The sequence below is a fragment of the Colwellia sp. 6_MG-2023 genome (genome assembly GCF_030547765.1).
GTDB lineage: Bacteria > Pseudomonadota > Gammaproteobacteria > Enterobacterales > Alteromonadaceae > Colwellia.
On record NZ_JAUOPP010000006.1, the window covers coordinates 31057 to 56498 of the forward strand.

Below are 25442 nucleotides of genomic sequence, written 5' to 3' on the forward strand. Positions count from 1 at the left end.
ACTCAGCGAGAGTTAAAAGGTTTAGAGGCAAGGCATTGATTGAAGAGAATGGTTATTCCCTTGTCAAAATCAATAACACGGCATATAAACCTTTTCAACTCGCCCTTTGGGAGCTTTCCAGTGATATGATAACCGCACAGAATTTCTTTCATATAGAATAACTATAGGTAAAAAATTCTATTTGTTCTCAAATCCCTGGCAAACTCTGAGTGGGGACTAACTTAATGGACTTGGTATTATTCTACTTAATTAAATAGTTTGGTTGCGGTTGCTCCTAGTAATATCTTTATTAGCTTTTATGTGTGATATATAAGAATAAATAAGACTAATGCATTGATAATTGGGATGGAATTCATGTCATAATTACATCAATGATATACTATATCAAAATCATTCATGAATAATACAATGAAAAAAATCTGATAGCTTAGCTTCAATGTAATTAGGATTGATTTTTATGTATCAGAAATTTATTTGTTGAGTATTCAATAATAAAGTGTAAACAATATTTTAAGTTATTAAGGAAGTAACAATGGACAGAATAAAGTATATGTTGTCGGCTTTGGCTATGTTTGCCACGACAGCGACAGCGACAGCGGCAGAGAAAAGCGAAGAATGGTTTTTACACAGTAGTATATCACCCGACAGTAAAACGATCGCATTCTCTTACAAAGGCGATATATACACAGTCCCAGCTAATGGCGGAACAGCCCGTCCTTTAACTATTCATAGCGACTGGGATGGCCATCCTATTTGGTCTCGTGATGGGAAACAAATTGCATTTGCAAGTGACAGAAATGGCAACTTAGATGTTTATGTAATGCCAGCAAGTGGCGGAAAAGCAAAACGGTTAACTTATCATTCATCGAATGATATTCCACAAGATTTCAGCAAAGATGGCAAAGAAGTCTTATTTATCTCAAGCCGTATGGATTCAAAGCAATCAACGGTGTTTCCAACTTCTCGTTTAACTGAAAGTTATACCGTTTCAATAAAAGGCAGCACCCCTGAAATGCTTGCCACTATTCCAGCATCTGAGCTGCAGTATTCTCCCAATGGCAAACAAGTGCTTTATCGTGATGAAAAATCCTATGAGAACCAATTTAGAAAGCATGATGTTTCAGCTTTTGCCCGTGACATTTGGTTACAAGATCTTAAATCAGGCAAGCATCAGCAGTTAACCACATTTGAAGGTGGAGATCATAATCCTGTTTGGAAAGACAAAAACAGCTTTTATTATACGTCTGAAGAAAAGTCTGGCACTTTTAATGTTTGGCAAACAGACCTAGACGGTAGTAATAAAAAACAAGTAACTGCATTTAAAGAACACCCTGTTCGTAGTTTATCGATAAGTGATAATGGTACATTAGCTTTTGTGCATCATGGTAGTGTGTATACGAGTAAAAGTGGCTCAGTTGCTCATGTAAAAATAGCAATAGCTAATGATATACAAGAAGATGAATTACTCCCAATTTCTTTAGGTGGAAAAATTACTGAATATTCAGTATCGCCTGATGGAAAAGAAGTTGCCTTTGTCGCCCGTGGCGAAGTATTTGTTGCCAGTACAGAGTTTAAGACAACACGTGCCATTACGAATACACCGCAACAAGAGCGTTCAGTGTCTTTTCATAAAGATGGTAAAACACTTTTATACGCTGCAGAACGTGAAGGGCATTGGGGGTTATACGAAACAAGTATTACAAACGAATCTGAACCATACTTTTTTGCAGCAACGACGTTAAAAGAAGAAGTGGTTCATTTAGCTGACTCTGATAGCTTCCAACCCGTTTATTCTCCCGATGGTAAAAAAATAGCTTTCTTATCAAATCGTGATGAAATTCAGGTTATTGACCGTGAAAGTAAAAAGGTAAATGTTGCTTTAGGAAAAGAGCACAATTATTCCTACGCAGATGGTGACATATCGTTTGCTTGGGCACCTGACAGTTATTGGATGACCGCAAGTTTCTCACCACGAAGCCGATTATTTGTTAATAATATTGGGGTTTTCCCGTCAGACGGTTCAGCTCAGCCTAAAGATATTAGCTTATCTGGCTATAATAATGGTGCTCCAACCTGGCATAAAGATGGTGAAGCTGTGCTTTGGTGGAGTTCTCGTTTTGGTATGCGTGACCACGGTAGTTGGGGTCGTGAAGGTGATGTTTTAGCGGCATTTTTAACACAAGATAGTTACGATAAATTCCGTATGTCGAAGGAAGAATATGAGCTACAAAAAGAGTTAGAAACCAAAGAAGAAAAAGCATCGAATAAAGACCAAGAAGATAGCGCTAAAGAGACTAGCGAAGATACTGAAAAAGAGAAAGTTGAAGCGTCAAAAGTTGTAGATATTGAATGGGATAATATTGAACGTCGCACTGTTCGTCTTACTGTTCATTCTTCAAACTTAAGCGAAGCATACCTTACTAAGGATACTACCGCGCTATATTATTTAGCCCGTTTTGAGAAAGGTTATGATTTATGGCGTCAGTCTATTCGTGATAATAAAACAGAGCTAGTGGCAAAGCTTAATGCAAGATCGGCTAGTATGTCTTTTAGCGAAGATGGTAAAAAAATCTTTATTCTTGCAGACGGTCAGTTAAAGCAAGGCGATATTGGTGAAACCATCAGCTTAAAGCCAATTAGTGCTAATCCTGTTATGCAGCTGAAAACCGCTTCAGAGCGTGCTTTTATGTTTGACCATAGCTGGCGCGTAATCAAAGATAAGTTCTACCGTGACGACTTCCACGGCATAGACTGGGATGATGTTGGCAAATCTTACCGTCAGAAATTACCGTCAATTGGCCATGGTCGTGATTTTGCTAATATGTTTGCAGAAATGACAGGCGAATTAAATGCGTCGCACATAGGTTCATCTTATCGACCAAAATCAACAAGCACTAACGACAGTACAGGTCGTTTAGGCTTATTTTTTGATTACAGTAAAGGCTTCCTTGTTGAAGAAGTGCTGGCAAAAGGGCCATTCGATAAAGCGAATAGTAAAGTTAAACCTGGGGATAAGCTTGTCGCAGTAAATGGCGTTGAATTGACCAAAACACAAAACTTATACCAATTGTTAAATCATACAAATGGTAAACGTGTAAGGTTTACCTTTGAAAATGCTAAAGGTGATAGTTTTGAGGAAGTAATAAAACCAGTCTCCGGAGGAGAAATCAGTAATCTGTTATATGAACGTTGGGTAAGTACGCGAGAAGCGTTAGTTGAAAAACTATCCAATGGTCGCCTTGCTTATGTTCACGTAAGAAGTATGAATGATCCAAGCTTTAGAGCGGTGTATTCTAGTTTATTAGGAAAACATTTTGATAAAGAAGCGGTAGTCGTTGATACACGCTTTAACGGTGGTGGCTGGTTACACAACGACTTAGCTAAACTGCTTAGTGGGAATGAATATTTCACCATGCACGTTCGTGGTCGTAAATACGCTGGTGACCCTATAGATCAATGGAATAAACCATCGGTATTACTTATCAATGAAGGTAACTACAGTGATGCACATGCTTTCTCTTACACTTATGATGAATTGAATTTAGGTGATATTGTAGGTATGCCTGTACCTGGCACAATGACAGCAGTATGGTGGGAAACAGGTATATCTGGTGACTTTCGTGCAGGTGTACCACAAGTTGGTATGAAAGACACTAAAGGTAATTACTTAGAAAACAATCAAACTATACCTGATCACATGGTCAAAAATGATCCAGAATCATCTGCAAATGGTCAAGACAAGCAAATTGAGAAAGCTGTTGAAGTATTACTTAACAAATTAAAATAATAAGTTCTCATTTTATAAGCTTCATTAATATAAAAATCCGCGTTTATCGCGGATTTTTTATTACCTGCTACAAGCAATAAAACTTACTTGTTAAGCTAAGCTCGGCCTAACAAGTATTTCTCTAGTAGTTATTTTTCCTGACTTATCGTTAAATTTATTTGCAATTGATGAGTTTTCCACAAGAAATTACAGAGTGATCGATCACAAAAACTTTGCTTAAATTAACCAAATTAATAGCATTGTAAAGATAGCCTTTAAGCTAAGAAAAAGCACTTGGTTTTGTTGTTTGTTTATAAGTTATTTAGTTTTATATTTTATCTTTTTATAATGGGATAAACTATCCAGGGGTTGTCTCATCATTTTTTATTGTTAGAATAAAGCATCAATAAATCTCAGTGAAAATTATAATGTCCTCACTTCAAGATCAATTACTTAATGCCGGTTTAACAACCAAACAAAAAACACGTCAAGCAAATGCTGATAAACGAAAAAAAAATAAGCAAAAGCGTAGTGGTGTGCAGCATGGTGCGTCTTTGCAAGAGCAAGTTAAGCAAGATTTAGAAAAAGCTAAAGCAGAGAAGCAAGAAAGAGATAATGCTTTAAATGAAAAGAAAAAACAGTTGCTTGCAGATAAAGAACAAAACTTACGTATTAAACAAATCTTAACGCACCACCAACTTACGCGTACTGATGGTGATAATGAATATAATTACACTTTTGGTAGTAAAATTAAAAAACTTTCTTTAGATTCTACTACGCATAAAGCATTGGTTAATGGACGCTTATCTTTGTGTGGTTTAGAAGATGTGACTTATATTGTTACCCGAGAAACAGCTGAAAAACTAGCTGAATTAGATAAGGACGTGATATTAGTACAAAATGATAAGGCAGTTGATGAACAAATAGACGAAGATGATCCTTATGCGGATTATCAAATTCCAGATGATTTAATGTGGTAATATCTTATTAATTCAGCATTATTTCTGGTGTGAATATTTGTCATAGCTTAGTAATACTATTAATTCTGTAACTCACTATGTAATAATACATGTGTAGTAACCAATGTTGATGGGCTTTATGCTCTATGAGGATAGAAATAATATGTTATTAAAAACTGAGTTAAGTGTTGAAAGCAGTGATAATGATCAAAAAACTATACAACAACAACTAGCTGATGCAAATAATGAAATTGCTGATTTAAAGCTACAGTTGGCATGGTTAGAGCGCTCTTATGAATAACATTCGGTAACGAATAAAAATAAACTTTAAATCGAAGGCTAGTATATTTATTTATACTAGCCTTTTTTATTGGTTAAAATCTCAGATTTATATGATTTAATGTATGAAAGTTTACTTTTTGTATTACGTTGCAGTGATAATTAATACTCATTTGTTTTATCGAATACTTGCATTACCCTGTGTTCGTGGTATTTTCTTTGCTAATTATCAACCCTATATAAATTTAATTATTCATTATTTAAGGAATTTTTCATGCCAAAGGCTAGCGAAATAAAGAAAAACGCAGCGATAGAGCACAATGGTAAAGTGTTAATAGTACGAGATATAACTCGTTCAGTACCTCAAGGTAGAGCAGGCGGTAGTTTGTATCGTATGCGTTTATATGATGTGGTTACTGGTGCAAAAGTAGATGAAACGTTTAAAGCAGAAGATATGCTGAATTTTGCTGATTTAAGTCGCCGTCCATCAATGTTTTCATATATCGATGGTGATGAATATGTTTTCATGGACAATGAAGATTACACGCCTTATAACTTACACAAAGATAGCCTTAGCGATGAGCTTTTATTTATTAATGAAGAAACACAAGGTATGTCAATTATAATTGTTGACGATGTACCTGTTGCTGTTGACCTTCCTGCGAGTGTGGATTTGGTTATTACTGAAACTGATCCATCAATAAAAGGCGCATCGGCAAGTGCTCGTACTAAACCCGCAACACTTTCAACGGGGTTAATAGTACAAGTACCTGAGCATATTTCTACAGGCGATAAAATTAAAGTGAATACAAGTGAGCATAAATTTATGGGTCGCTCTGATTCTAAGTAAGTTCATAAATTAAAGATAAAGATAAAGAGGTAATATGACTAATAATCTTGAATGCACTATTGGTACATTAGGACAAAAGTGGGATGCAACTGATAAAAAGCAATGGTTTGAGTTGCAAACAATAAAGCGTTCGTATCAAGATGAGGTTATTAGTAAAATTAATACTTTATCTTCGCATTTTGATATTGTGCAATATGGGGCGTTGTCAGTTGATAAACAGCGCTACCCGTTATTTGCATTAAAAAGTAAGCATTGGCAAAGTGATAAAAGTACAGTGTTAGTATCAGGCGGAGTGCATGGCTATGAAACGAGTGGTGTACAGGGCGCATTACGTTTTTTGCAAAATGAAGCGGCTAACTTAGATTCGAACTACAGTGATTATTTTAATGTGTTAGTTGTCCCTTGTGTTAGCCCTTGGGGTTATGAAACGATTAACCGATGGAACCCTGATGCAGTTGATCCTAACCGATCATTTTATCAAGGGAGTCCTGCCCAAGAATCTGTAGCCTTAATGAATTTTATTCAATCGCTTAATGTTGATATTCTAGTGCATGTAGATTTACATGAAACGACTGATACAGACAACACGGTTTTTAGACCGGCACTTTCAGCACGCGATGCTATTGAACAAAAAGTTTGGAATATTCCAGACGGCTTTTATTTGGTTGGCAATACTCTTAACCCTCAAGCTGAGTTTCAACAAGCGATAATTGATGCTGTTGAAAAAGTGACACATATTGCTCCAGCCGATGACAGTGGTAAGTTAATTGGGGTTGATATAGAGCAGTTTGGCGTTATAAATTATCCAGGCAGAGAGCTCGGTCTTTGTATGGGGTTAACTGATGCGAATTATGTTACTACAACTGAAGTTTATCCGGATAGCCCTAAATCTGATGATGAAAACTGTATTCTTGCTCAAGTAGCGGCAATAACTGGCGCACTTGATTTTATTCTCAAAAAGCATGCTCTTCTATAAACATAATCTTCAATCAATTAGCCTAGTCATCTAGGCTTTTCACTATTTCGCCTGCTTTTTAACCCAAATTAAAAATAGTGTCTTTAATTTTTATTTTCCCGAAAAATTTTTAGATAGTCATTTGCTTGTTATTTTGTGAGAGATCTCTTACAAAGGTGTGAGAGATATTGTCTTTTTATACATTAACTATTTTAAATCGAGTTTAATTCATTGATTTATAATGGTTTTATTTTATTTTTTATTGTTGTCAATAAGTTCCAAACGTAAACATGTTTATTAGTGAAGTCCTAAAGTCGACTTTTCAGTGTATTATTCATCTTGTCAGGAAGACACAGAGCAGGAAGCTTTTATCAAATATAAATATTACTAAGGTATGGATTGCCTAGGTGACTATTTATAAAGTAAGGAATGCTGAAATTTTAAGGACGATTTAAAGGATAAATCAGGTAAACAGGATTTTTTACCAAAGGATAAACGAACAAGGATGTGATCAATTAAGGATAATTGATATTAGGAAGATATTGCTTAGGAAGCACAGTTAAATGGAATTAATCTCAAGGTAATTGAGAATATAATTTGCAAGGAAGTAAAAGGATTTATAGCTAGGGACAATGAGTAGGGTTTTACTCAAAGGATATACTAAGGACAGTTTTTAAGGATGAATGAGAACACTAAATAAATGCAGGATGCATAACAAGCTAGTTAAAAAGTGCAGCCATTAAAGCTGCACTTTTTTTATGTGTTAATTTTATAATTTGTCATTAAAGCTTTTTGTACACAAATAGCGGAGTGCGCATCGTTTGCGGCATACAAAATCTGACTATTCTTAAGTGGGTAGGCACTCCAATTAGACTTTTGAGCACCTTTTCCTAGTCTTAATTTAAGTACCATTGCTACAGCAGCACGAGCTCCCACACTATTTTTTTCACCGGCTAAGTTTTTCAATGTAATAGATAGGTCTTGTGTATTTGCTATTTCAATATTTAGTCTATTACGTAGCTCTTTGTTATCATTTTTAATACCAAAACCTACTTTTTCTATTTTCGGATCACTCAATATCTTCCTAGCTGCTGCAACTGCAACAGGAAATCGTGTTGGAAAAAGGTAAGCTTTTTCTGGTGTTGATAACTGTATCAAGGTTGGACCTGGGCTTTTCTCACCTTTATTAAATATTGGCTTACTTTCTGTATCAAAACCAAGGCATACTTCAGTTTGCAATTTTTTTAATGCATCATCAGCATCATGTTTGTTTTCAATGATGTTAATATCGTTAAGAGCAAGGCCTTTATACAAGGGCAGTTCTCTTATTTCTTCTTTAGTAGGGCGAATCATAGTTTTGCCTTTAATTGTTAACGCTCAGAAAATTTTTATTTTCGTTAAACTACTGTAGTTATCGGGGAAACTGTAGATAAAGAAGGATTAAGGAAATAGTGCTGATTTAACTTTCGTTCAATATAAATTAATTTAAAACTTAATTTTACCCGTTAGTATATCTTTAAACATAACCCAGTCGCCTATTAAGCTATATATAGGATAAGTAAATGTGGCGGGTTTGTTTTTCTCAAAGCTGAAGTGTCCTACCCAAGCGAAGCCATAGCCAATGAGTGGGATATACCATAATAAGTGTAACTTGCTAGATATCGAAACATATAATATCAACAGAATAATGCAGCAAGAGCCAAAAAAATGTAGTCGACGACACATTACATTAGTGTGCTGACTTAAATAAAACGGATAAAATTCGTTAAAAGTAGTGTATTTTTTTGTCATTTTTTCTCGCCTTTAATTGTTGTACAATAGAGGGTAACTAGCCGAGTATATAAAGTAAAATAACAAAAAGCATATTAAGTTGCCAGGCAATAAGCTGACAACTTGTTATATGCTTTTATAAAAACTTATTTATAAAAAGCTTCAACAGTGCCTTTTAATTTTAGTAAAAGCGGTTGTCCACGGCGATCTAACGCTTTTGGTGAAGCAATTTTAACCCAGCCTTCACTAATACAATACTCTTCAACATCGTTACGCTCTTTACCGTTTAATCGAATGCCAATGTTGTGTTCAAAAATTTCTTCCACATGATGTGGGCTACGAGGATTACCTGAAAGGCGATCTGGTAAAGCGGGTAATGATTTAGTATCGCTCATATAATTAACCTAAATAAAATAAAAAGTACGTTATTTTAGACAATATCAACCTAGTGCTCAAGCACTTAGCATAGCTAAACATACTGAAAATATTCGAAATTTTTACTTGCATTTGTTGCTAACCTTGCTAATAGCATGGTTTATATAGATAAGTTTATATTTGAACTATTACTCTACCTACAAAGCTTTATAAACTTATTAGTATATAATTGAATGGGTAACCATATTTAAAATAATTGTTAAGTTAGTTTAAATCCGTTTAGCTTAGCTTCTAATCTAGAATTTATAGTCTATGAGGCAGGTCTTATTAGCGTTTTAACCGAGAATTAACACCGAATGAGTCAGAAAAAAAGATACTGACTTGATTAAAGGTAACCCTTCAATTGAATCTTTATATAAACAAACAGATAAAACATTGTATATAGCTAAAAAAAGTGAAATAACTAAGGTGACTTTGAACCACATAAGTATGGTGTTTTAGTGGCGTGCTTAAGTTATTGCAAGAATAAATAAGTTATTTAAGTATTAGCGAGTGATAAACATGGCAAGTTGGCATAGAATGCCTGTAAACCACATTGATATTAATAGATTATGCGTCGCTCAAGCTATCCTGAACACGAAGTTACCACGCTAAATTGGAAAGCTTTTAAACTTATCCTACCGTATTTATTTGAATTTAAAACACGAATTGCTGTCGCTTTTTGTTGTTTAATTTTGACAAAAATTGCGAGTGTTTATTTACCTTTTATTTTAAAGGATATTGTTGATACCTTAGACGCTAAAGCACCTGAAAATGCACAAGCTTTAGTTGTACCTATAGGGTTAGTGCTAGCTTATGGCCTTGTACGGTTATCTATTGTGGTCTTTGCTGAAATTCGCGACACTTTATTTGGGCGAGTAACCGAGCGAGCAATACGTCGCATTGGTTTGAAAGTTTTTCGTCATTTGCATCAACTTGATTTAGATTTTCACTTAAACCGTCAAACGGGTGGGCTATCTCGCGATATTGATCGTGGAACTTCGGGGATTAGCTTTTTAATGCGCTTTATGATTTTTAATATTGTACCTACCTTGCTTGAAATCGTTATGGTGGTGACTATTTTATTTATTAATTACGGTATCTGGTTTGCATTAATTACTTTAGGATCAATTCTTAGTTATATTGCTTATTCAGTATACGCAACAGAGTTACGAACACGTTATGTTAGAGCGGCCAATAAAGCTGACTCTTCTAGTAATACACGTGCTATTGATAGCTTACTTAATTATGAAACAGTTAAATATTTTACCAATGAAGATTATGAAGCGCAGGCGTACGACAAACAATTAAGTACGTGGGAACAAGCCAAAATTAAAAATCGCTTATCCTTGTTTGCTTTAAATGGTGGACAAGCGCTTATTATCGCTATAGCGATGACGTCAATGTTGGCACTTGCTGCGGTACATGTTAGTGAAGATAAAATGACATTAGGTGACTTTGTTCTGATTAACGCTTTTATGATGCAGTTATTTATGCCGTTGAATTTTTTAGGTTTTGTTTATCGTGAGATTAAAGGCTCGTTAGCGAATATTGAAAATTTATTTGGCTTATTAGATAAATCGCCAAAAGTACAAGATTGCGTTGATGCAAATGAGTTAATTGTTGATCAAGCTGAGATTTGTTTTGATAATATCCATTTTGCATATAATAGTAAACGGCCGATTATTAAGGGTGTCAGCTTTAAGATAAAGGGAGGAGACAAGGTTGCCGTTGTTGGTGAAAGTGGCTCAGGAAAATCAACATTGGTTAAATTACTATTTCGTTTTTATGATATGAGTTCAGGCTCTATTAGTATTGATAATCAAGATATTAGCAAAGTGACACAACATTCATTGCGTCAAAACATCGGTATAGTACCGCAAGATACTGTGTTATTTAATGATACTTTATTTGCCAATGTGAATTATGGTAATCCAGACGCTAGTGCAGCACAAGTGATGCACGCTATAGAATTAGCGCACTTAACCAAGTTTGTAAATAGTTTACCTGATGGTATAGAAACTATGGTAGGGGAGCGAGGTTTAAAGCTTTCAGGTGGTGAAAAACAACGGGTTGCCATTGCACGTACTATTTTAAAAAATCCACAAATTTTGGTGTTTGATGAAGCAACATCATCATTAGATAGCCATTCAGAACAAGCTATTTTAAGGGCGATTAATGATGTTACCAAAAACCGTACAAGCTTGGTTATTGCCCATCGACTATCAACGATTATTGATAGTGATAATATTATTGTAATGAATGATGGAGAAGTTGTGGAGCAAGGAAGTCATCAACAATTGTTGGCCTTGCAAGGTAAATACAGCAAAATGTGGCAATTACAGCAATCTATTAACTAAAGAACTAGTACTCATTTGTTATTGAGTATTCACCGTATGATTTTACTGATATTCAGGATAAACTAGCGCGTATTTAGTTTAAGTAGAATTACATTTATGCCTACAGGTAAAACGAACAGTTTGGACATTGGAAGTACAGATATACCTTCAGAAATTCAGGCGACTAAACAATGGCTAGAAGAAGTTATAATAGCGCTTAATTTTTGTCCGTTCGCTAAAAAAGAATTTGTGAATAACACTATTCATTATCATCATTCTAAGGCTGATCAAGTAAAGGCTGCTTTACATGAATTAATAGAGCAGTGTCGTTATTTACAAGCCCATGATGAAATAGAAACCACGCTAATTGTTTATAGTGATGGCTTTCGTAGTTTTGATCGTTATTTAGATTTGGTTGATTATGGTAATGATCTACTTGTTGAATCTGGTTTTGAAGGTCTGTTTCAACTGGCAAGTATGCATCCAGAATATTGTTTTGAAGGGGAAGATTATGATGATAGTAGTAATTTTACCAACCGTTCACCATATCCTATTATTCATATAATTCGCGAAGCGAGTATGGCTCGAGTTTTATCTGTTTATAATGAACCAGAAAAAATTCCTGAAAATAATATTGCGTTGGCCAATGAAAAAGGCAGTAACTTTTTTCAGGAAATACTTCAACGTATCCATTCGAAGCACCCTTAAGTAAATAGAACCAGTATGTCATATTTAGAACAGTTTTTTATTGTTGCAGCAGTACATTTACTTGCTGTTGCAAGTCCAGGTCCTGACTTTGCTATTATATTAAAGCAAAGTATTCGATACAATCGTCGAATTGCCATTTTTACAAGTTTAGGTATAGGTACCGGCATTTTATTACATGTTATTTATTCACTTGTTGGGGTAGGTGTGATTATTGCTAGTGATGAGCGCTTATTTACGGCTCTAAAATATATTGCCGCTAGTTACTTTTGTTACATTGCTTGGCACGGTTTACGCGCGAAAAAGCCTTTGAGCACTGTAAATGTTTCCATGCTGAGTGATGAGAAAAAACCTTCGGCAAAAAATGCTTTTTTTACCGGTTTTTTGATTAATGGATTAAATGTCAAAGCAACTTTGTTTTTTGTTAGTGTGTATTCAGTTGTTATTTCACCAGAAACACCATTTTCAATTAAACTTGGCTATGGTTTATATATGGCTATCGCTACTGCAATTTGGTTTGTTTTTTTATCTTACTTACTAACCCACCATAAAATGAGAAATTTCTTACAAATAAAAGGTTACCTTATTGATCGGTTGATGGGTCTAGTATTACTGCTATTAGCGATACAAATTGTAGCCAGTGATTTGAGCTAGATAACATACCTCTGTCAACATTCTGTTTTATATTCGGGTATAATATCTAGCCATTTAATTCTTCACACGTATGTTAGTGATAAAATCTAACGATAAAAAGCATAAAAGGATCATTGTTTTGCCAGAAAAAATAACTATTGTACAAGTCGGCGGTAATATTGAAAGTGCCCTTAAAGGTGACTATCAAATTGATGTTAAAGGTATTTTTACCGAGGCATGGCAACAAACATTACAGTCTAGAATTTCAATGAATGTTGGTTTATTGTTTTCTGTGTTACTTGGTATGTTGGTTTCTTTTATTGGAAGCAATTATCTTGGTGGAATTGAAGCGGTATTAGCTGATCCTCAAGCAAGCATGTTATTAAATGTAGTTGTTACTGTTGCCGTCTGGCCTTTTCTTGGTGCTGTTGAAATGATGGGGGTATCACACGCTGTGGGGATGAAAACTCATGCGAAAATGATTTTTTCTTTTTTACAACGAGCAAGTTGGGTTGTGTTATGTGCTTTATTTACTTCGGTATTAATTAGCATTGGCTTTCAGTTACTTGTATTACCAGGTATATTTTTAGCGATAACATTATCGTTAACAATTCCTTTGGTAATTGAGAAAAAAATGACACCAATGAAAGCGATTATTTTATCTATTCAAACGCTACGTTTTAAGTTTTTTTCTTTACTCTATATTTATGTGGTTTTATTCCTCTCCTTAGTATTGTTATTTATGCCTTTAGCATTATTAATTGAATCAAGCTTCGCCCCATTAGGTATTATTGTTTTATTGATTGGTCTCTCATTTCTTGCTCCGCTTTATTATAATATTAAAGGGATCTTATATCGTGAAATCTTTGGTATTAGCATTGCAACTGATAAGTATGTCGGTAATCTGCAAGGTGTAACAAAAGTAGCGCCTAAAACGATTAAATCTGATTCAGATGATACATTCTCAGCCTAAGCTCAGTAAATTCAATAGATTATGGATTGTTTATGAAGATCACAATATTAATTAAAGTTGTATTAATATTATTTTTAATGCTTGCTTTGCTCGCTCCTTTTACCTTCTTGAAACCAACGGTAGTCGATATACCGATTGATGAGCCATTAACTAAAGTTATAACAAGTAAAGCAAAAAAAGCGCCAATAGAAAAAGTAATAGAGAAGCCTTTACATGAGGTGAAACTACCTGATTTTGGTGCGATTTTAGATATACAAACTAAAAAGAAAAAGTTTTTTGATTTTATAAAACCTGCTGTTATCAAGCAGAATAAAAAATTATTAGAAACTAGAGCGAAACTAAATACTTGGCTTGAACATGTTTCATTAGAATTACCTCTATCAGAGCAAGAACATCAAGAATTAAAGCGTTTAGTTAAAAAATATCGGGTTAATAAAAACGCTTCGACTTTGTCACAATTAAACGCTTTACTCTTGCGTGTAGACATTATCCCTATGCCTTTAGTTTTAGTACAAGCGGCAAATGAATCGGCTTGGGGCACTTCACGTTTTTCTCGTATTGGATTAAATTTCTTTGGGATTTGGTGCTATCAAGAGGGCTGTGGCATGGTTCCAAATAGTAGAAATACTGGTGCAAGTCATGAGGTTGCCGCTTTTCAAAGCTTAGATGAAGCCGTTACCCGTTATTTTGATAATATTAATTCTCATAATGCATATCGTGTGTTTCGAACTATTCGGTTTGAATTAAGATCACAAGAGCAGGAGTTAAATCCTGAAGTGTTAGCTACAGGCTTATTACCTTACTCTGAACGTGGTGTTGATTATGTTATCGACATTACCAAAATGCTTAGACAAAATGCACCTTTTTTAAGGGAGGAAGAAAAGGACGATTTGCCTGCTGAGCTTCTTGAAGGATAAATTTTACGGTCAGCTATAATATGAAGTATTTATTTCCTATTTAGTTTGACCGAATAACATTTATTTAGTGGTTGCAATTATATGAAAATTTATATTTACTCTTAATCTAAGTTAACTTAGTATGAAGTTATGAACTTAAATTACCTTTTTCGATATTGCGCCATTTTATTGGTATTAGTCACTGCATATAGTATTGCAGAGAATAAAAACGCCTTTGATATTGAAAATGCTGATTCTGCTATTGTTCACTTATCTATCGATAATAGTGAAGTAAACGACCAACCTACCGATGCATTACCTACAGTATCGGGTCTTTATCAAATCAACAAATATCATCCAGTACGTACTTTAAATAAAAGTACGTCGTTTGTTACTGCTACTCGTTTTGTAGCTCATCCTAGAGCCCCACCTATTTCATAATTCTTTATGCTGAAATATAAATAGACCTTATAACTTTAACTATTTTATTTAACAATAATCAATAGTGATAATGTTGTGTAAGCGACCTTCATATTTTTTAGCGTAGTCAAATTTTTTTATCAAACATACAACGAATTAATCAAATTGTAGTTATTATTGTGAAAATATAGTTATGATTTTGGTTGCTTCGTTCATAAAATTTATTGAATTATCTGTAGTAAATTAGAACAGATAAAGAGGCTATTATGAAAACACTTTCTCTTCTTGATTTAGACAAAATCGATCAAATTGCAACACCTGAACAGTTTCAAGATATAAATATGCATTCACCTGCAATTAATATTTTCACTGATTTTAATCAGCATAAACCCCTTATGATTGACGCGAGTACGTTAGCTGTCGATGCAATAAAGTTAATGATGAAAGAACATGTTCATATGAAAATAGTAGTGACAGATGAAGATGAATTTTTAGGTGTTATCACCAGTAATGAAGTTAGCGAACAGAATATTATGGCAAAAATAGCACAAGGCTTTACACGCGAAGAGTTATTAGTGTCTGATGTTATGATTACCAGAGCGTCATTAAATGCATTTAACTTTGAAGAGCTGGAAAAAGCTAAAGTGAGTGATGTTATTGAAGCATTAAAACATTATAAAGTTCGCCATTGTTTGGTGCTCGATCAAAGTCATCATCATATTCGAGGGGTAATTTCATCTAGTGATATTGCTAGAAAATTAAAATTGCCAATTACTATCGATGTAGCAACATCGTTTAGTAAAATATTTAACTCTATAAATGATTAACTACTAGAACAGCCATACTGTTTTTATTTTAAATATAAAAACAGTATGGCTCGATCAATAACTTAAAAAGGTTCTATTCATTAGCACCTTTTTTTATTTTTATTAAGTTAAATAACGGTATTTTAGTATAAGTTGTTTACTTCACCATAATTAATCTATATACTTGCCGTGTTATTTACTCTCCTCTCGTTTATCTAACAGTTTACTTTCCACGGTAATCATTGTTTTGTCTTTCCCTTTCACAGTTAGTCATCACTCAAATTATTAAGCTTCAATTATTGTCTGAGTTATCGAGATATATTCTCGTATTGAGTTGATATTTATAAATATCGAAAAGTTTTCACACAATAATATAGCTTTTATTATTCATGCGTTTAAACGCAAATTAAAAGAGTTTTATTATGTCTTATACATATAAAGGTATGATTTATTCAATTAAATCACCTGTACAATCTATTTCAGTTAACAAAAATAATATTGTTGTTACTGATCAAAACGGTTCAAAATTAATTAAATTTACTAATGTAATCGATTCAAAATGTTTTTTAGCATGGATCTATAACAGTTAATAAATTTATAATTAATTTGTTAAGTTAATTAGTTTTTAAATTAATCGCCCCCTATAAAGAACACAAAGAACATATAACAAAAGAAGTATAGGTAATAGCCTTTTATCTATACTTCACAGGTTGTTCATACTTACTATTATTTTCCCTCAAGTAATCACTTAATCAAAATACTCGCTCACGAATCAGTAAGCCAGTTTCAATACCGCTAATATCTTAATAAGCAAGGTTATAGTTACCTCAATAACATTAAATTATTGTTACCTTATGATGGCTGAAATAAGCCGTGTTGTCAGTGCTCCAATTAAGAGTTTTCCCCCTGATTTATCTTAAGAAACGCAATAAACATATGCATCTAATGAAATGCTACTGATAGACTTCTCTAAATAATTTTTATTGTACGTTATAATAACGGCTGTAAAGCATTATTTCTGCCATGTTATATTAGTTAAGGGGTCAAAAAGTATGCAACATTTAAACGATCGAAAATTAGTAAAATACGCTTCTTATATCAATGGCTGTTGGCACACAGCTATAAATGAAATAGAAATTTTGAATCCTGCTACAGGCAAGCAAGTGGCTAAAGTGTGTAATGCTGGCGTAATTGAAACTGAATTAGCGATACAGTCAGCTAAAAAAGCGTTAAAAGCATGGTCAGCAAAATCAGCAAATGAACGCTCTACGTTATTACGTAATTGGTTTGACTTAATGATGGAAAATCAAGATGATTTAGGTCGTATTTTAACTCTAGAGCAAGGTAAACCTTTAACTGAAGCTTTAGGTGAAATTGCTTATGGTGCTGCTTTTATTGAATGGTTTGCTGAAGAAGGTAAGCGAATTTATGGTGATACTATTCCTGCGTCATCAGATGATAAGCGTATTGTTGTGATCAAACAACCAATCGGTGTGGTTGCTGCTATTACGCCATGGAATTTTCCTAATGCAATGATTGCTCGTAAGGCAGCAGCGGCACTTGCTGCGGGTTGTACATTTGTTGTTAGACCTGCAACACAAACACCTTTATCTGCACTTGCTATGGCAGAGCTTGCTGAAAGGGCTGGTATTCCAGCAGGTGTTTTTAATGTTGTTGTTGGTGATGATGCTCGTGGTATGGGAAAGGTGCTAACTGAGCATAAAGACATAGCTAAGTTTACTTTTACCGGCTCTACAGAGGTTGGTAAGTCGCTTATTAGTCAATGTGCCTCTACCGTGAAAAAAGTATCAATGGAGTTAGGTGGTAATGCGCCGTTTATTGTCTTTGATGATGCTGATATTGATGCCGCTGTTGCTGGTGCGTTAGTATCAAAGTATCGAAATGCTGGTCAAACGTGTGTTTGTACTAACCGTATTCTAGTGCAGGAAAATGTATTAGTAGAGTTTACTGAAAAATTTATTGAAGCAGTCAAAGGTTTATCTATTGGGAATGGTTTAGATAAAGGCGTTACGATTGGCCCTATGATCACAGCACAGGCAGTTAAAGATGTTAAAAAGCTTATAGATGAGTCTATTAGTCAGGGAGCAGAGATGTCTTTTGGTGATTATGATTTATCTATCGGCGAAAACTTTTTAGCGCCTATAGTACTTTCTAAAGTTACGAACGATATGCCAGTAGCGCATTATGAAATTTTTGGCCCAGTAGCACCAATTATTAGCTTTAAAGATGAAAGTGAAGCTATTAGTATCGCGAATGATACAGAATTTGGCTTAGCTGCTTATTTTTACTCTCGTGATATTGGTCGAATTTGGCGTGTTGCTGAAGGTTTAGATTTTGGTATGGTTGGTATTAACGAAGGATTGATTTCTAATGCAGCAGCGCCGTTTGGTGGTATGAAACAATCAGGTAATGGTCGCGAAGGCTCTAAGTATGGCTTAGATGATTATTTAGAAATAAAATACTTGTGTATGGGCGGTTTAGATAAATAGCGCAATTATGATCGTCAAATTGGCGTCGTGATTAATATAGTACTGAAAAATAAAAAACAGCTAGTTTATAGAGTAAATCTATAATCTAGCTGTTTTTTTATTAGGTTAGCTATTTAGTCTTAGTAACTGACCATTAGTATAGTAGCTAAAGACTAGTATTTAACTATTACTAATTAACTAAAGTGCTTTTCAGCAAGCGTTAATACTTTTAATGTATTTGAAGCGCCAACTGTTTCCATTAAATCACCGTGGGTTAATATAATTTTATCGCCAACGGCCAACTCTGAGTTTTTACAAACAACTTTTAATAGATCATCACTTAATGCCTCAACACTGCTGTCAGTTGAATCAAAAGCAATAGGGTAAACGCCACGGTAAATAGCTGTTTTATTTAATGTTTTAGCATGGCGAGATAATGAATAAATAGGTAAACCAGAAGTAATGCGAGACATTAATTTACTGGTTTGTCCTGATTCTGTTAATGCAATAATTGCAGTAACACCGTTTAAGTGGTTTGCTGCATACATAGCAGAAAGGGCAACCGTTTCAGATATTTCATCGAAGGTTAGATCCATTCTGTGATTTGATATATTTACCGAACGGTGTTTTTCTGCACCGACACAAACATTGGCCATGGCCGTCACTGTTTCTACTGGATATTTACCAGCAGCTGTTTCAGCACTTAACATTACAGCATCAGTACCATCTAGCACTGCGTTTGCAACATCCATAACTTCAGCACGTGTTGGCATTGGTTGCTCAATCATGGTTTCCATCATTTGTGTGGCTGTAATAACAACACGGTTTAATCGACGAGAGCGAGCAATAATGTGTTTTTGTTTACCAACAAGTTCAGCATCACCAATTTCAACACCTAAATCACCACGAGCAACCATAACAACATCAGAGGCTAAAATAATACCATCAAGTACGTCATTGTCATTTACAGCTTCTGCACGTTCAATCTTTGAAACTAAGCGTGCATCACAGCCAGCTGCTTCTGCTAAAGAGCGAGCTTCTCGCATATCGGCAGCATCACGAGGGAAAGAAACAGCTAAGAAGTCAACATTGATTTTAGCGGCTAATTTAATGTCTTCTTTATCTTTTGCTGTTAATGCTGGAGCCGTTAAACCGCCACCTTGGCGATTAATGCCTTTATTGTTTGATAATGGTCCACCAACAGTTACTTCAGTAAATACTGAGGTATCTGAAGTTGATAATACTCTTAGTTGAACACGACCATCATCAAGTAATAAAATGTCATTTTCGTTAACATCTTGTACAAGTTTTTTATAATCAATGCCTACTTTTTCTTGACAGCCTTGGCCTTTCTCTAATGTTGCATCAAGTTCAAATTTATCACCAATAGCTAATTTAATAGGGCCATCTTTAAACGTAGATATTCGGATTTTAGGTCCTTGTAAATCACCTAAAATACCAACATATATACCTAATTCTTTCGCCGCTTCACGTACATTATTTGCTCTGTCAATGTGATCTTGTGGTACGCCGTGAGAAAAATTAAGTCTTACTACGTTTACACCGGCAGCAAGAACTGCTTTTAATTTTGCTTTATCATCAGTTGCTGGACCAAGGGTAGCAACAATCTTCGTTCTTCTAGGCATGTTAATCCTTATAACTTTTTAATGTGTCTAAAAATATATTTTATTTTGGTTTTTTCAATTTTTGTACAATGAGTTTACTATTAATCTTTTCGGTCGAATCGTGAGCTTCTTAGGCTATCTTTTACTTTCTTTAGATTATCTCTAAACTTACTACCGCGTCTTAAAGTAAAACCTGTTGCAAGCACGTCTATCAGTGCTAATTGCGCTATCCTTGAAGACATTGGCATATAAAGATCAGTATCTTCAGCAACATCTACAGATAAAACAATACTGCATTCTTTAGCAAGTGGTGTGTCTTTAGTTGTGATCCCAATGACGGTAGCATCATTTTCTTTTGCTAAACTAGCAACCTCAACTAATGATTTTGTTCTTCCTGTATGTGATATCACAATAACAACATCACCTTGACGACTATTTATAGCACTCATACGTTGCATTAATATGTCATCAAAATAAACGACAGGAACATTAAAACGGAAAAATTTATTTTGGGCATCATGAGCAACAATGGCTGAAGCACCTAACCCGAAAAACGATATTTTATTAGCTTGGGTAAGCACATCGACAGATCGGTTAATCAAGGATGAATCTAAACTTTTACGTGCTAACTCAAGATTAGCCATAGTTGATTCAAAAATTTTATCGGTATAATCTTCAGCGCTATCATTTTCATCTACATGACGGTTAACATAAGGAGTACCGTTAGCTAAGCTTTGTGCTAAATGTAGTTTAAAATCAGGATAACCTTTTGTATCTAATCGACGGCAGAAACGATTGACTGTTGGCTCACTTATATTCGCTTGTTTTGCTAACGCAGCTATACTTGAGTGAATAACAGTATTGGGTGAAGAGAGTATAACTTCTGCCACTTTTCGTTCAGATTTACTTAGGGTGTCCAGCTCGTTGGTGATCTTTTCTAATATATTCATTATTTTGTGACCTTGGCCCTACTTATTACTAGCCACTTATTGGCGTGATAATATTGAAATTATATAACTAATAATAGTTACTGCATTATAACTGTATATGCTTACTGTAATTTATTTTCTTTTTTAGTAACATAAAAAATGAAATTTTATTTCATAAATTAACGTTAATATAATGTAAAACACAGTGACTTTGCAAATTTTTAATAAATAAAGCGATATTTGATTTGTTTTGTTTGTAATATTAACGCATTAAATTCGAACAATCTTATAGTTCAGGTCAGTTTTTTAATATTTTTAGGCTTTTTATAAATAAAATGTAGTAAAATTACAGAAAGTTCTTTACTGATTAACACTCAAACGCTAAATTAGATGCATATGTAGCTAAGTTACAATTCTACTGTTTTATTTAAATTATGAGAGAGTCGTTGTATATGGGTGAGAATTTTACTGTTCATCATTCCCATGAAGTAAAATGATAGTTATCATCAGTATAATTGTACTGAGGTATTAAGAGGTCAGAGAGTTTTTATGAATAAATTAGATAGTCAATCTGCCAGTGAAATCGTTATTTTTGGTGCTTTAGGTGATTTATCTCGCCGTAAATTATTGCCGGCACTATATCAATTAGAAGCGTGTGGGTTAATTAATGAGAATAGCCGTATTGTTGGAGTTGCTCGCCCAACGCACGATTTAGATGAATTTAAAGCTTTTGTGCTAGAAAATATCAATACTTTTGTTAAAGAATCATTAGATGAGTCTGTGTTGGCCCGCTTTATGGCGCGTTTAGTTTATCAACAACTTGATTTAGTAAAAGTTGATGCCTACAAAGATTTAGCAAAAACATTATCAACTGGGAATGATACCCGTGTTTATTATTTCTCTACATCACCTGCCATTTACGGCAATATTTGTGACGGTTTGAATCATGCAGATCTTGTTACTGATAAAGATCGTGTGGTGATGGAAAAGCCAATTGGTCATTGCTTAGAATCTTCTAGAGTCATTAATAATCAAGTAGCCCGTTTCTTTAAAGAAAATCAAATTTACCGTATTGATCATTATTTAGGTAAAGAAACAGTTTTAAATTTGTTGGTTCTGCGTTTTGCTAATTCACTATTTACGACCAATTGGGATCGAAATAGCATTGACCATGTTCAAATTACTGTTGCTGAAAGTGTTGGTATAGAAGGGCGTTGGGGCTTTTACGACGAAGCTGGACAAATGCGCGACATGATTCAAAACCATTTATTACAAGTATTATCTCTGTTAGCGATGGAACCGCCTGCTGATTTAAGTGCAGAAAGTATTCGTGCTGAAAAATTAAAAGCGGTTAAAGCACTTTCCCCTATTGATCGTACTAATGTAAAAGAAAAAACAGTACGTGGCCAATATGCTGATGGTTATTTAAATGGTGTTGGCGTACCTGGTTATTTGAATGAAGAAGGTGCGAATACTAATAGTAAAACAGAAACCTTTGTTGCTATTAAAGCTGAAATTAATAATTGGCGTTGGTCAGGTGTACCTTTCTATTTAAGAACCGGTAAGCGTATGCCAGCTAAACATAGTGAGATAGTTGTTCATTTTAAAGAGCAACCACATAATATCTTCAAAGATAGCTACAGTGATTTACCTGCAAATAAATTAACTATTCGTCTGCAACCTGATGAAGGGGTTGAATTGCAAATGATGAATAAGATTCCTGGTATTGCTTCACAAATGAACATTCAGGAAAACAAATTAGATTTAAGCTTTAATGATACATATAAAGATCAACGTGTTATTGATGCTTATGAGCGCTTAATGCTTGAAGTTTTAAATGGTAACCAGTCGTTATTTGTTAGTCGCGATGAAGTTGAAGCTGCTTGGACATGGGCTGATAGTATTATTGATGCATGGAAATCAACGAATGAAGCACCTAAGCCATATGCTGCGGGATCATGGGGACCGGTTTCTTCTATTTCTTTAATTGCGCGAGATGATCGCCAGTGGGTTGAATAATCATGTATCAATTAAATAACTTTGATAGCAGAGAACAATTAGACGAGTCATTAGCTGATAAGATTAGTAAAATACTGCAGTCGGCTATTAGCTTAACAGGCAAGGCAAGTCTTGCTGTTTCAGGCGGTTCAACCCCTAAAGGTTTTTTTAAGGCGCTTTCTAATAAGTCAATTGAGTGGAAGAAAGTAACGATTACGCTAGCTGATGAACGTTGGGTTGATATAAATTCAGATGATAGTAATACGAAATTAGTTCACGAAAATTTACTCATTAATAAAGCTGCTTCGGCAAAGTTTTTTCACCTTAAGCAGGGTGATGAATTATGTGACGAGACTTTAGCAGACCTTAATTTGGCTGCTAATCATGCATTATTACCATTAGATGTTGTTATTTTAGGTATGGGAGAAGATGGTCACACTGCATCGCTTTTTCCTTGCAGTGATGAAATTGAACAAGGCCTAGATATTAATAATGTTAATTCATTAATGAAAGTTCAACCAAAAACAGCGCCTCATCAACGTATAACGTTTAGTTTTTCGGCATTAAAAGCCAGTAAAAATGTGTTTTTGCATGTGTGTGGTGATAATAAAAAACAAGTATTAGATAAAGCTCTGAGCACTCACGATATTTTTGAAATGCCAATTAGAGCTTTTTTACACAATGATGTGATAGATACCCAAATATATTGGGCTAAATAAGGAATATTATCTGCAAATTAATATTCATTAAAAATGTTAATTTAATAATTTACCGTTAAAAATCAAGAAGTAGGCCTATGAAAATAGCAATGAAGCAAGAAATAGTAGATATTACAGAACGTATTATCACTCGAAGTGCGACAACTCGAAAAGAGTACTTAGCTAAAATAGCGGCAGCAAAATCAAATACTGTTCATCGTGCAAGTTTATCTTGTGGTAATTTAGCGCATGGTTTTGCGGCTTGTAATAAAGAAGATAAACAAGCGATTAAAGGCTTAAACCATTCAGATGTTGCCATTGTTTCCGCATACAATGATATGTTGAGTGCACATCAGCCTTATGAGACATATCCTCAAATTATCAAAGATGCAATTAAAGCTACAGGTGGTGTAGCTCAATTTGCAGGTGGTGTTCCTGCAATGTGTGACGGTGTTACACAAGGTCAGCCTGGTATGGATTTAAGCCTAATGAGCCGTGATGTTATTGCTATGGCCACAGCAGTTGGCTTATCTCATAACATGTTTGATGGCGCATTAATGTTGGGTATCTGCGATAAAATTGTACCCGGTTTACTTATTGCCAGTATGACATTTGGCCATTTGCCAACAGCTTTTATTCCTGCTGGACCTATGCCATCAGGTATTCCTAATAAAGAAAAAGCGCGTGTACGTCAACAATATGCACAAGGTGAAGTTGACGAAGCTGCCTTGTTAGAAGCTGAGTCTGCGTCTTATCATGCTGCAGGTACTTGTACTTTCTTCGGTACAGCTAACTCTAATCAGTTAGTCGTTGAGGTGATGGGGTTACATTTACCGGGTGCTTCTTTTGTTGCGCCTAATACGCCATTACGTGAAGAATTAACAAAAGCCGCAGCCCGTCAAGTAACTCGTCTAACACAGCAGTCAGGCAATTATATGCCTATTGGTAAAATGGTTGACGAACGGTCTATTGTTAATGCAATTGTAGCGTTATTAGCAACAGGCGGTTCTACTAATTTAACGATGCATATTATCGCATTTGCGCGTGCTGCCGGTATTATTATTAATTTCCAGGATTTTAATGATTTATCTCAAGCTGTACCGTTAATCACTCGTATTTATCCAAATGGTCACGCTGATATTAACCACTTCCAAGAAGCGGGTGGTATGGCATTATTATTCAAAGAGCTTATTAATTCGGGGTTATTGCACGAAGATGTTGAAACAATTTGTGGTCGTGGTTTAACACGTTATACCCAAAAACCAATATTGGATAATGGTCAACTTAAGTGGGTTGATGGCGTTGAAAAATCATTAGACGAAGCGGTAATTACAACCGTTGCCAAACCATTTAAAGCTGATGGCGGTTTAAAAACGTTGAAAGGTAATTTAGGTACGTCAGTATTAAAAACTTCATCTTTAAGTGATGATCATCTTGTAATAAAGGCTCCTGCGATTGTTTTTGAAGATCAACATGAGCTTCAATCGGCGTTTGATAACGGTGAGTTAGAGAAAGACTTTGTTGCGGTAGTTCGTTTCCAAGGACCCAAAGCTCGTGGCATGCCTGAATTACATAAATTAACGCCACCATTAGGAGTGTTACAAGATAAGGGCTTTAAAGTTGCTTTAGTGACTGATGGTCGTATGTCTGGTGCATCAGGTAAAGTACCTGCAGCCATTCATTTATGTCCTGAAGGTTTAGATGGAGGTCTAATTGCCAAAGTTAAAACGGGTGACATGATCAATGTAGATGGTGTGACGGGAGAATTAACGTTATTAGTTGACGAACAAGAATTAGCTGCTCGTGATAATGCTCTATTCCAAAAAAATGGACATCATCAAGGCATGGGGCGTGAACTGTTTGGGTTTATGCGTCGTAACTTAAGCTCAGCAGAAACAGGTGCATGTTCTCTGTTTGATGAGTAAGCCTCTGCTAAAG

General features: G+C 34.9%; 21 protein-coding genes. 16 read left to right on the top strand and 5 right to left on the bottom strand.

The genetic code is table 11. The annotated features are described in order from the left end of the window. Positions 1–532 precede the first annotated feature (532 nt). The 5 genes from Q4503_RS05520 (at position 533) to Q4503_RS05540 (ending at position 6830) form a co-directional block, all read left to right on the top strand. The gene (locus tag Q4503_RS05520; RefSeq protein ID WP_303601630.1) at positions 533–3787 is read left to right on the top strand and encodes a S41 family peptidase; all 3255 of its coding nucleotides are present in this window, start codon (positions 533–535) and stop codon (positions 3785–3787) included. 407 nt (positions 3788–4194) lie between these two features. Next, on the top strand, positions 4195–4746 hold the full coding sequence (locus Q4503_RS05525) for a DUF2058 domain-containing protein (RefSeq protein ID WP_215972389.1): 552 nt from the start codon (positions 4195–4197) through the stop codon (positions 4744–4746). A 142-nt stretch (positions 4747–4888) separates the two neighbouring features. Then, positions 4889–5026, top strand: a complete 138-nt coding sequence (locus Q4503_RS05530) for a hypothetical protein (protein WP_215972512.1) — start codon at positions 4889–4891, stop codon at positions 5024–5026. Positions 5027–5278: 252 nt separating this feature from the next. Next, positions 5279–5854 (top strand): elongation factor P-like protein YeiP, encoded by a 576-nt coding sequence (yeiP, locus tag Q4503_RS05535; RefSeq protein WP_215972390.1) that lies wholly within the window; start codon positions 5279–5281, stop codon positions 5852–5854. Between the two features lie 34 nt (positions 5855–5888). Next, complete coding sequence (locus Q4503_RS05540) at positions 5889–6830, top strand: M14 family metallocarboxypeptidase (protein WP_303601631.1); 942 nt, start codon at positions 5889–5891, stop codon at positions 6828–6830. A gap of 735 nt (positions 6831–7565) precedes the next feature. Here the strand turns inward: Q4503_RS05540 and Q4503_RS05545 are convergent. From Q4503_RS05545 to Q4503_RS05555, 3 genes are all read right to left on the bottom strand, one after another. Then, positions 7566–8162: a 3'-5' exonuclease gene (locus Q4503_RS05545; RefSeq protein WP_303601632.1), complete on the bottom strand. Its 597-nt coding sequence runs from the start codon at positions 8160–8162 to the stop codon at positions 7566–7568. 132 nt (positions 8163–8294) lie between these two features. After that, positions 8295–8600, bottom strand: coding sequence for a DUF962 domain-containing protein (locus Q4503_RS05550; RefSeq protein WP_215972393.1), 306 nt, complete (start codon positions 8598–8600; stop codon positions 8295–8297). Between the two features lie 125 nt (positions 8601–8725). Beyond that, the gene (locus Q4503_RS05555; protein WP_215972394.1) at positions 8726–8974 is read right to left on the bottom strand and encodes a DUF3297 family protein; all 249 of its coding nucleotides are present in this window, start codon (positions 8972–8974) and stop codon (positions 8726–8728) included. Positions 8975–9565: 591 nt separating this feature from the next. Here Q4503_RS05555 and Q4503_RS05560 point away from each other — a divergent pair. The 8 genes from Q4503_RS05560 to Q4503_RS05595 all read left to right on the top strand — a co-directional run bounded on the left by Q4503_RS05560 (position 9566) and on the right by Q4503_RS05595 (position 18275). Then, positions 9566–11353 (top strand): ABC transporter ATP-binding protein/permease, encoded by a 1788-nt coding sequence (locus Q4503_RS05560; RefSeq protein WP_303601633.1) that lies wholly within the window; start codon positions 9566–9568, stop codon positions 11351–11353. Positions 11354–11449: 96 nt separating this feature from the next. Further along, on the top strand, positions 11450–12040 hold the full coding sequence (locus tag Q4503_RS05565; RefSeq protein ID WP_215972396.1) for a DUF1415 domain-containing protein: 591 nt from the start codon (positions 11450–11452) through the stop codon (positions 12038–12040). Positions 12041–12055: 15 nt separating this feature from the next. Further along, on the top strand, positions 12056–12691 hold the full coding sequence (locus tag Q4503_RS05570) for a LysE family translocator (RefSeq protein ID WP_303601634.1): 636 nt from the start codon (positions 12056–12058) through the stop codon (positions 12689–12691). 118 nt (positions 12692–12809) lie between these two features. Then, entirely contained in the window at positions 12810–13643 is an 834-nt protein-coding gene (locus Q4503_RS05575; protein WP_215972398.1) for a hypothetical protein, read from the top strand. 32 nt (positions 13644–13675) lie between these two features. Continuing rightward, positions 13676–14560, top strand: a complete 885-nt coding sequence (locus tag Q4503_RS05580; RefSeq protein WP_303601635.1) for a glucosaminidase domain-containing protein — start codon at positions 13676–13678, stop codon at positions 14558–14560. A 129-nt stretch (positions 14561–14689) separates the two neighbouring features. After that, positions 14690–14980 (top strand): hypothetical protein, encoded by a 291-nt coding sequence (locus Q4503_RS05585; RefSeq protein ID WP_215972400.1) that lies wholly within the window; start codon positions 14690–14692, stop codon positions 14978–14980. A gap of 245 nt (positions 14981–15225) precedes the next feature. Continuing rightward, a complete protein-coding gene (locus tag Q4503_RS05590; RefSeq protein WP_215972401.1) occupies positions 15226–15786 on the top strand; it encodes a CBS domain-containing protein in 561 nt (186 codons plus the stop codon). A gap of 1031 nt (positions 15787–16817) precedes the next feature. After that, positions 16818–18275, top strand: coding sequence for an NAD-dependent succinate-semialdehyde dehydrogenase (locus Q4503_RS05595; protein ID WP_303601636.1), 1458 nt, complete (start codon positions 16818–16820; stop codon positions 18273–18275). A gap of 173 nt (positions 18276–18448) precedes the next feature. On the opposite strand, the gene pyk is transcribed toward Q4503_RS05595, so the two are convergent. Together pyk and Q4503_RS05605 are read right to left on the bottom strand one after the other, a co-directional pair. Further along, complete coding sequence (pyk, locus tag Q4503_RS05600) at positions 18449–19900, bottom strand: pyruvate kinase (RefSeq protein WP_215972403.1); 1452 nt, start codon at positions 19898–19900, stop codon at positions 18449–18451. Positions 19901–19980: 80 nt separating this feature from the next. Further along, complete coding sequence (locus tag Q4503_RS05605; RefSeq protein WP_215972404.1) at positions 19981–20829, bottom strand: MurR/RpiR family transcriptional regulator; 849 nt, start codon at positions 20827–20829, stop codon at positions 19981–19983. A 528-nt stretch (positions 20830–21357) separates the two neighbouring features. On the opposite strand from Q4503_RS05605, the gene zwf reads away from it, so the two are divergent. The 3 genes from zwf to edd all read left to right on the top strand — a co-directional run bounded on the left by zwf (position 21358) and on the right by edd (position 25429). Then, entirely contained in the window at positions 21358–22827 is a 1470-nt protein-coding gene (zwf, locus tag Q4503_RS05610; protein ID WP_215972405.1) for a glucose-6-phosphate dehydrogenase, read from the top strand. A 2-nt stretch (positions 22828–22829) separates the two neighbouring features. Beyond that, positions 22830–23525 (top strand): 6-phosphogluconolactonase, encoded by a 696-nt coding sequence (gene pgl, locus Q4503_RS05615; RefSeq protein WP_303601637.1) that lies wholly within the window; start codon positions 22830–22832, stop codon positions 23523–23525. 89 nt (positions 23526–23614) lie between these two features. After that, on the top strand, positions 23615–25429 hold the full coding sequence (gene edd, locus Q4503_RS05620; protein ID WP_215972505.1) for a phosphogluconate dehydratase: 1815 nt from the start codon (positions 23615–23617) through the stop codon (positions 25427–25429). Positions 25430–25442: the final 13 nt, after the last annotated feature.

Excerpts from the sequence above, each read along its gene's own strand:
- Q4503_RS05520 (WP_303601630.1), top strand. The coding sequence starts at position 533 with ATGGACAGAATAAAGTATATGTTGTCGGCTTTGGCTATGTTTGCCACG.
- Q4503_RS05525 (WP_215972389.1), top strand. The coding sequence starts at position 4,195 with ATGTCCTCACTTCAAGATCAATTACTTAATGCCGGTTTAACAACCAAA.
- Q4503_RS05530 (WP_215972512.1), top strand. The coding sequence starts at position 4,889 with ATGTTATTAAAAACTGAGTTAAGTGTTGAAAGCAGTGATAATGATCAA.
- yeiP (WP_215972390.1), top strand. The coding sequence starts at position 5,279 with ATGCCAAAGGCTAGCGAAATAAAGAAAAACGCAGCGATAGAGCACAAT.
- Q4503_RS05540 (WP_303601631.1), top strand. The coding sequence starts at position 5,889 with ATGACTAATAATCTTGAATGCACTATTGGTACATTAGGACAAAAGTGG.
- Q4503_RS05545 (WP_303601632.1), bottom strand. The coding sequence starts at position 8,162 with ATGATTCGCCCTACTAAAGAAGAAATAAGAGAACTGCCCTTGTATAAA.
- Q4503_RS05550 (WP_215972393.1), bottom strand. The coding sequence starts at position 8,600 with ATGACAAAAAAATACACTACTTTTAACGAATTTTATCCGTTTTATTTA.
- Q4503_RS05555 (WP_215972394.1), bottom strand. The coding sequence starts at position 8,974 with ATGAGCGATACTAAATCATTACCCGCTTTACCAGATCGCCTTTCAGGT.
- Q4503_RS05560 (WP_303601633.1), top strand. The coding sequence starts at position 9,566 with ATGCGTCGCTCAAGCTATCCTGAACACGAAGTTACCACGCTAAATTGG.
- Q4503_RS05565 (WP_215972396.1), top strand. The coding sequence starts at position 11,450 with ATGCCTACAGGTAAAACGAACAGTTTGGACATTGGAAGTACAGATATA.
- Q4503_RS05570 (WP_303601634.1), top strand. The coding sequence starts at position 12,056 with ATGTCATATTTAGAACAGTTTTTTATTGTTGCAGCAGTACATTTACTT.
- Q4503_RS05580 (WP_303601635.1), top strand. The coding sequence starts at position 13,676 with ATGAAGATCACAATATTAATTAAAGTTGTATTAATATTATTTTTAATG.
- Q4503_RS05585 (WP_215972400.1), top strand. The coding sequence starts at position 14,690 with ATGAACTTAAATTACCTTTTTCGATATTGCGCCATTTTATTGGTATTA.
- Q4503_RS05590 (WP_215972401.1), top strand. The coding sequence starts at position 15,226 with ATGAAAACACTTTCTCTTCTTGATTTAGACAAAATCGATCAAATTGCA.
- Q4503_RS05595 (WP_303601636.1), top strand. The coding sequence starts at position 16,818 with ATGCAACATTTAAACGATCGAAAATTAGTAAAATACGCTTCTTATATC.
- pyk (WP_215972403.1), bottom strand. The coding sequence starts at position 19,900 with ATGCCTAGAAGAACGAAGATTGTTGCTACCCTTGGTCCAGCAACTGAT.
- Q4503_RS05605 (WP_215972404.1), bottom strand. The coding sequence starts at position 20,829 with ATGAATATATTAGAAAAGATCACCAACGAGCTGGACACCCTAAGTAAA.
- zwf (WP_215972405.1), top strand. The coding sequence starts at position 21,358 with ATGAATAAATTAGATAGTCAATCTGCCAGTGAAATCGTTATTTTTGGT.
- pgl (WP_303601637.1), top strand. The coding sequence starts at position 22,830 with ATGTATCAATTAAATAACTTTGATAGCAGAGAACAATTAGACGAGTCA.
- edd (WP_215972505.1), top strand. The coding sequence starts at position 23,615 with ATGAAGCAAGAAATAGTAGATATTACAGAACGTATTATCACTCGAAGT.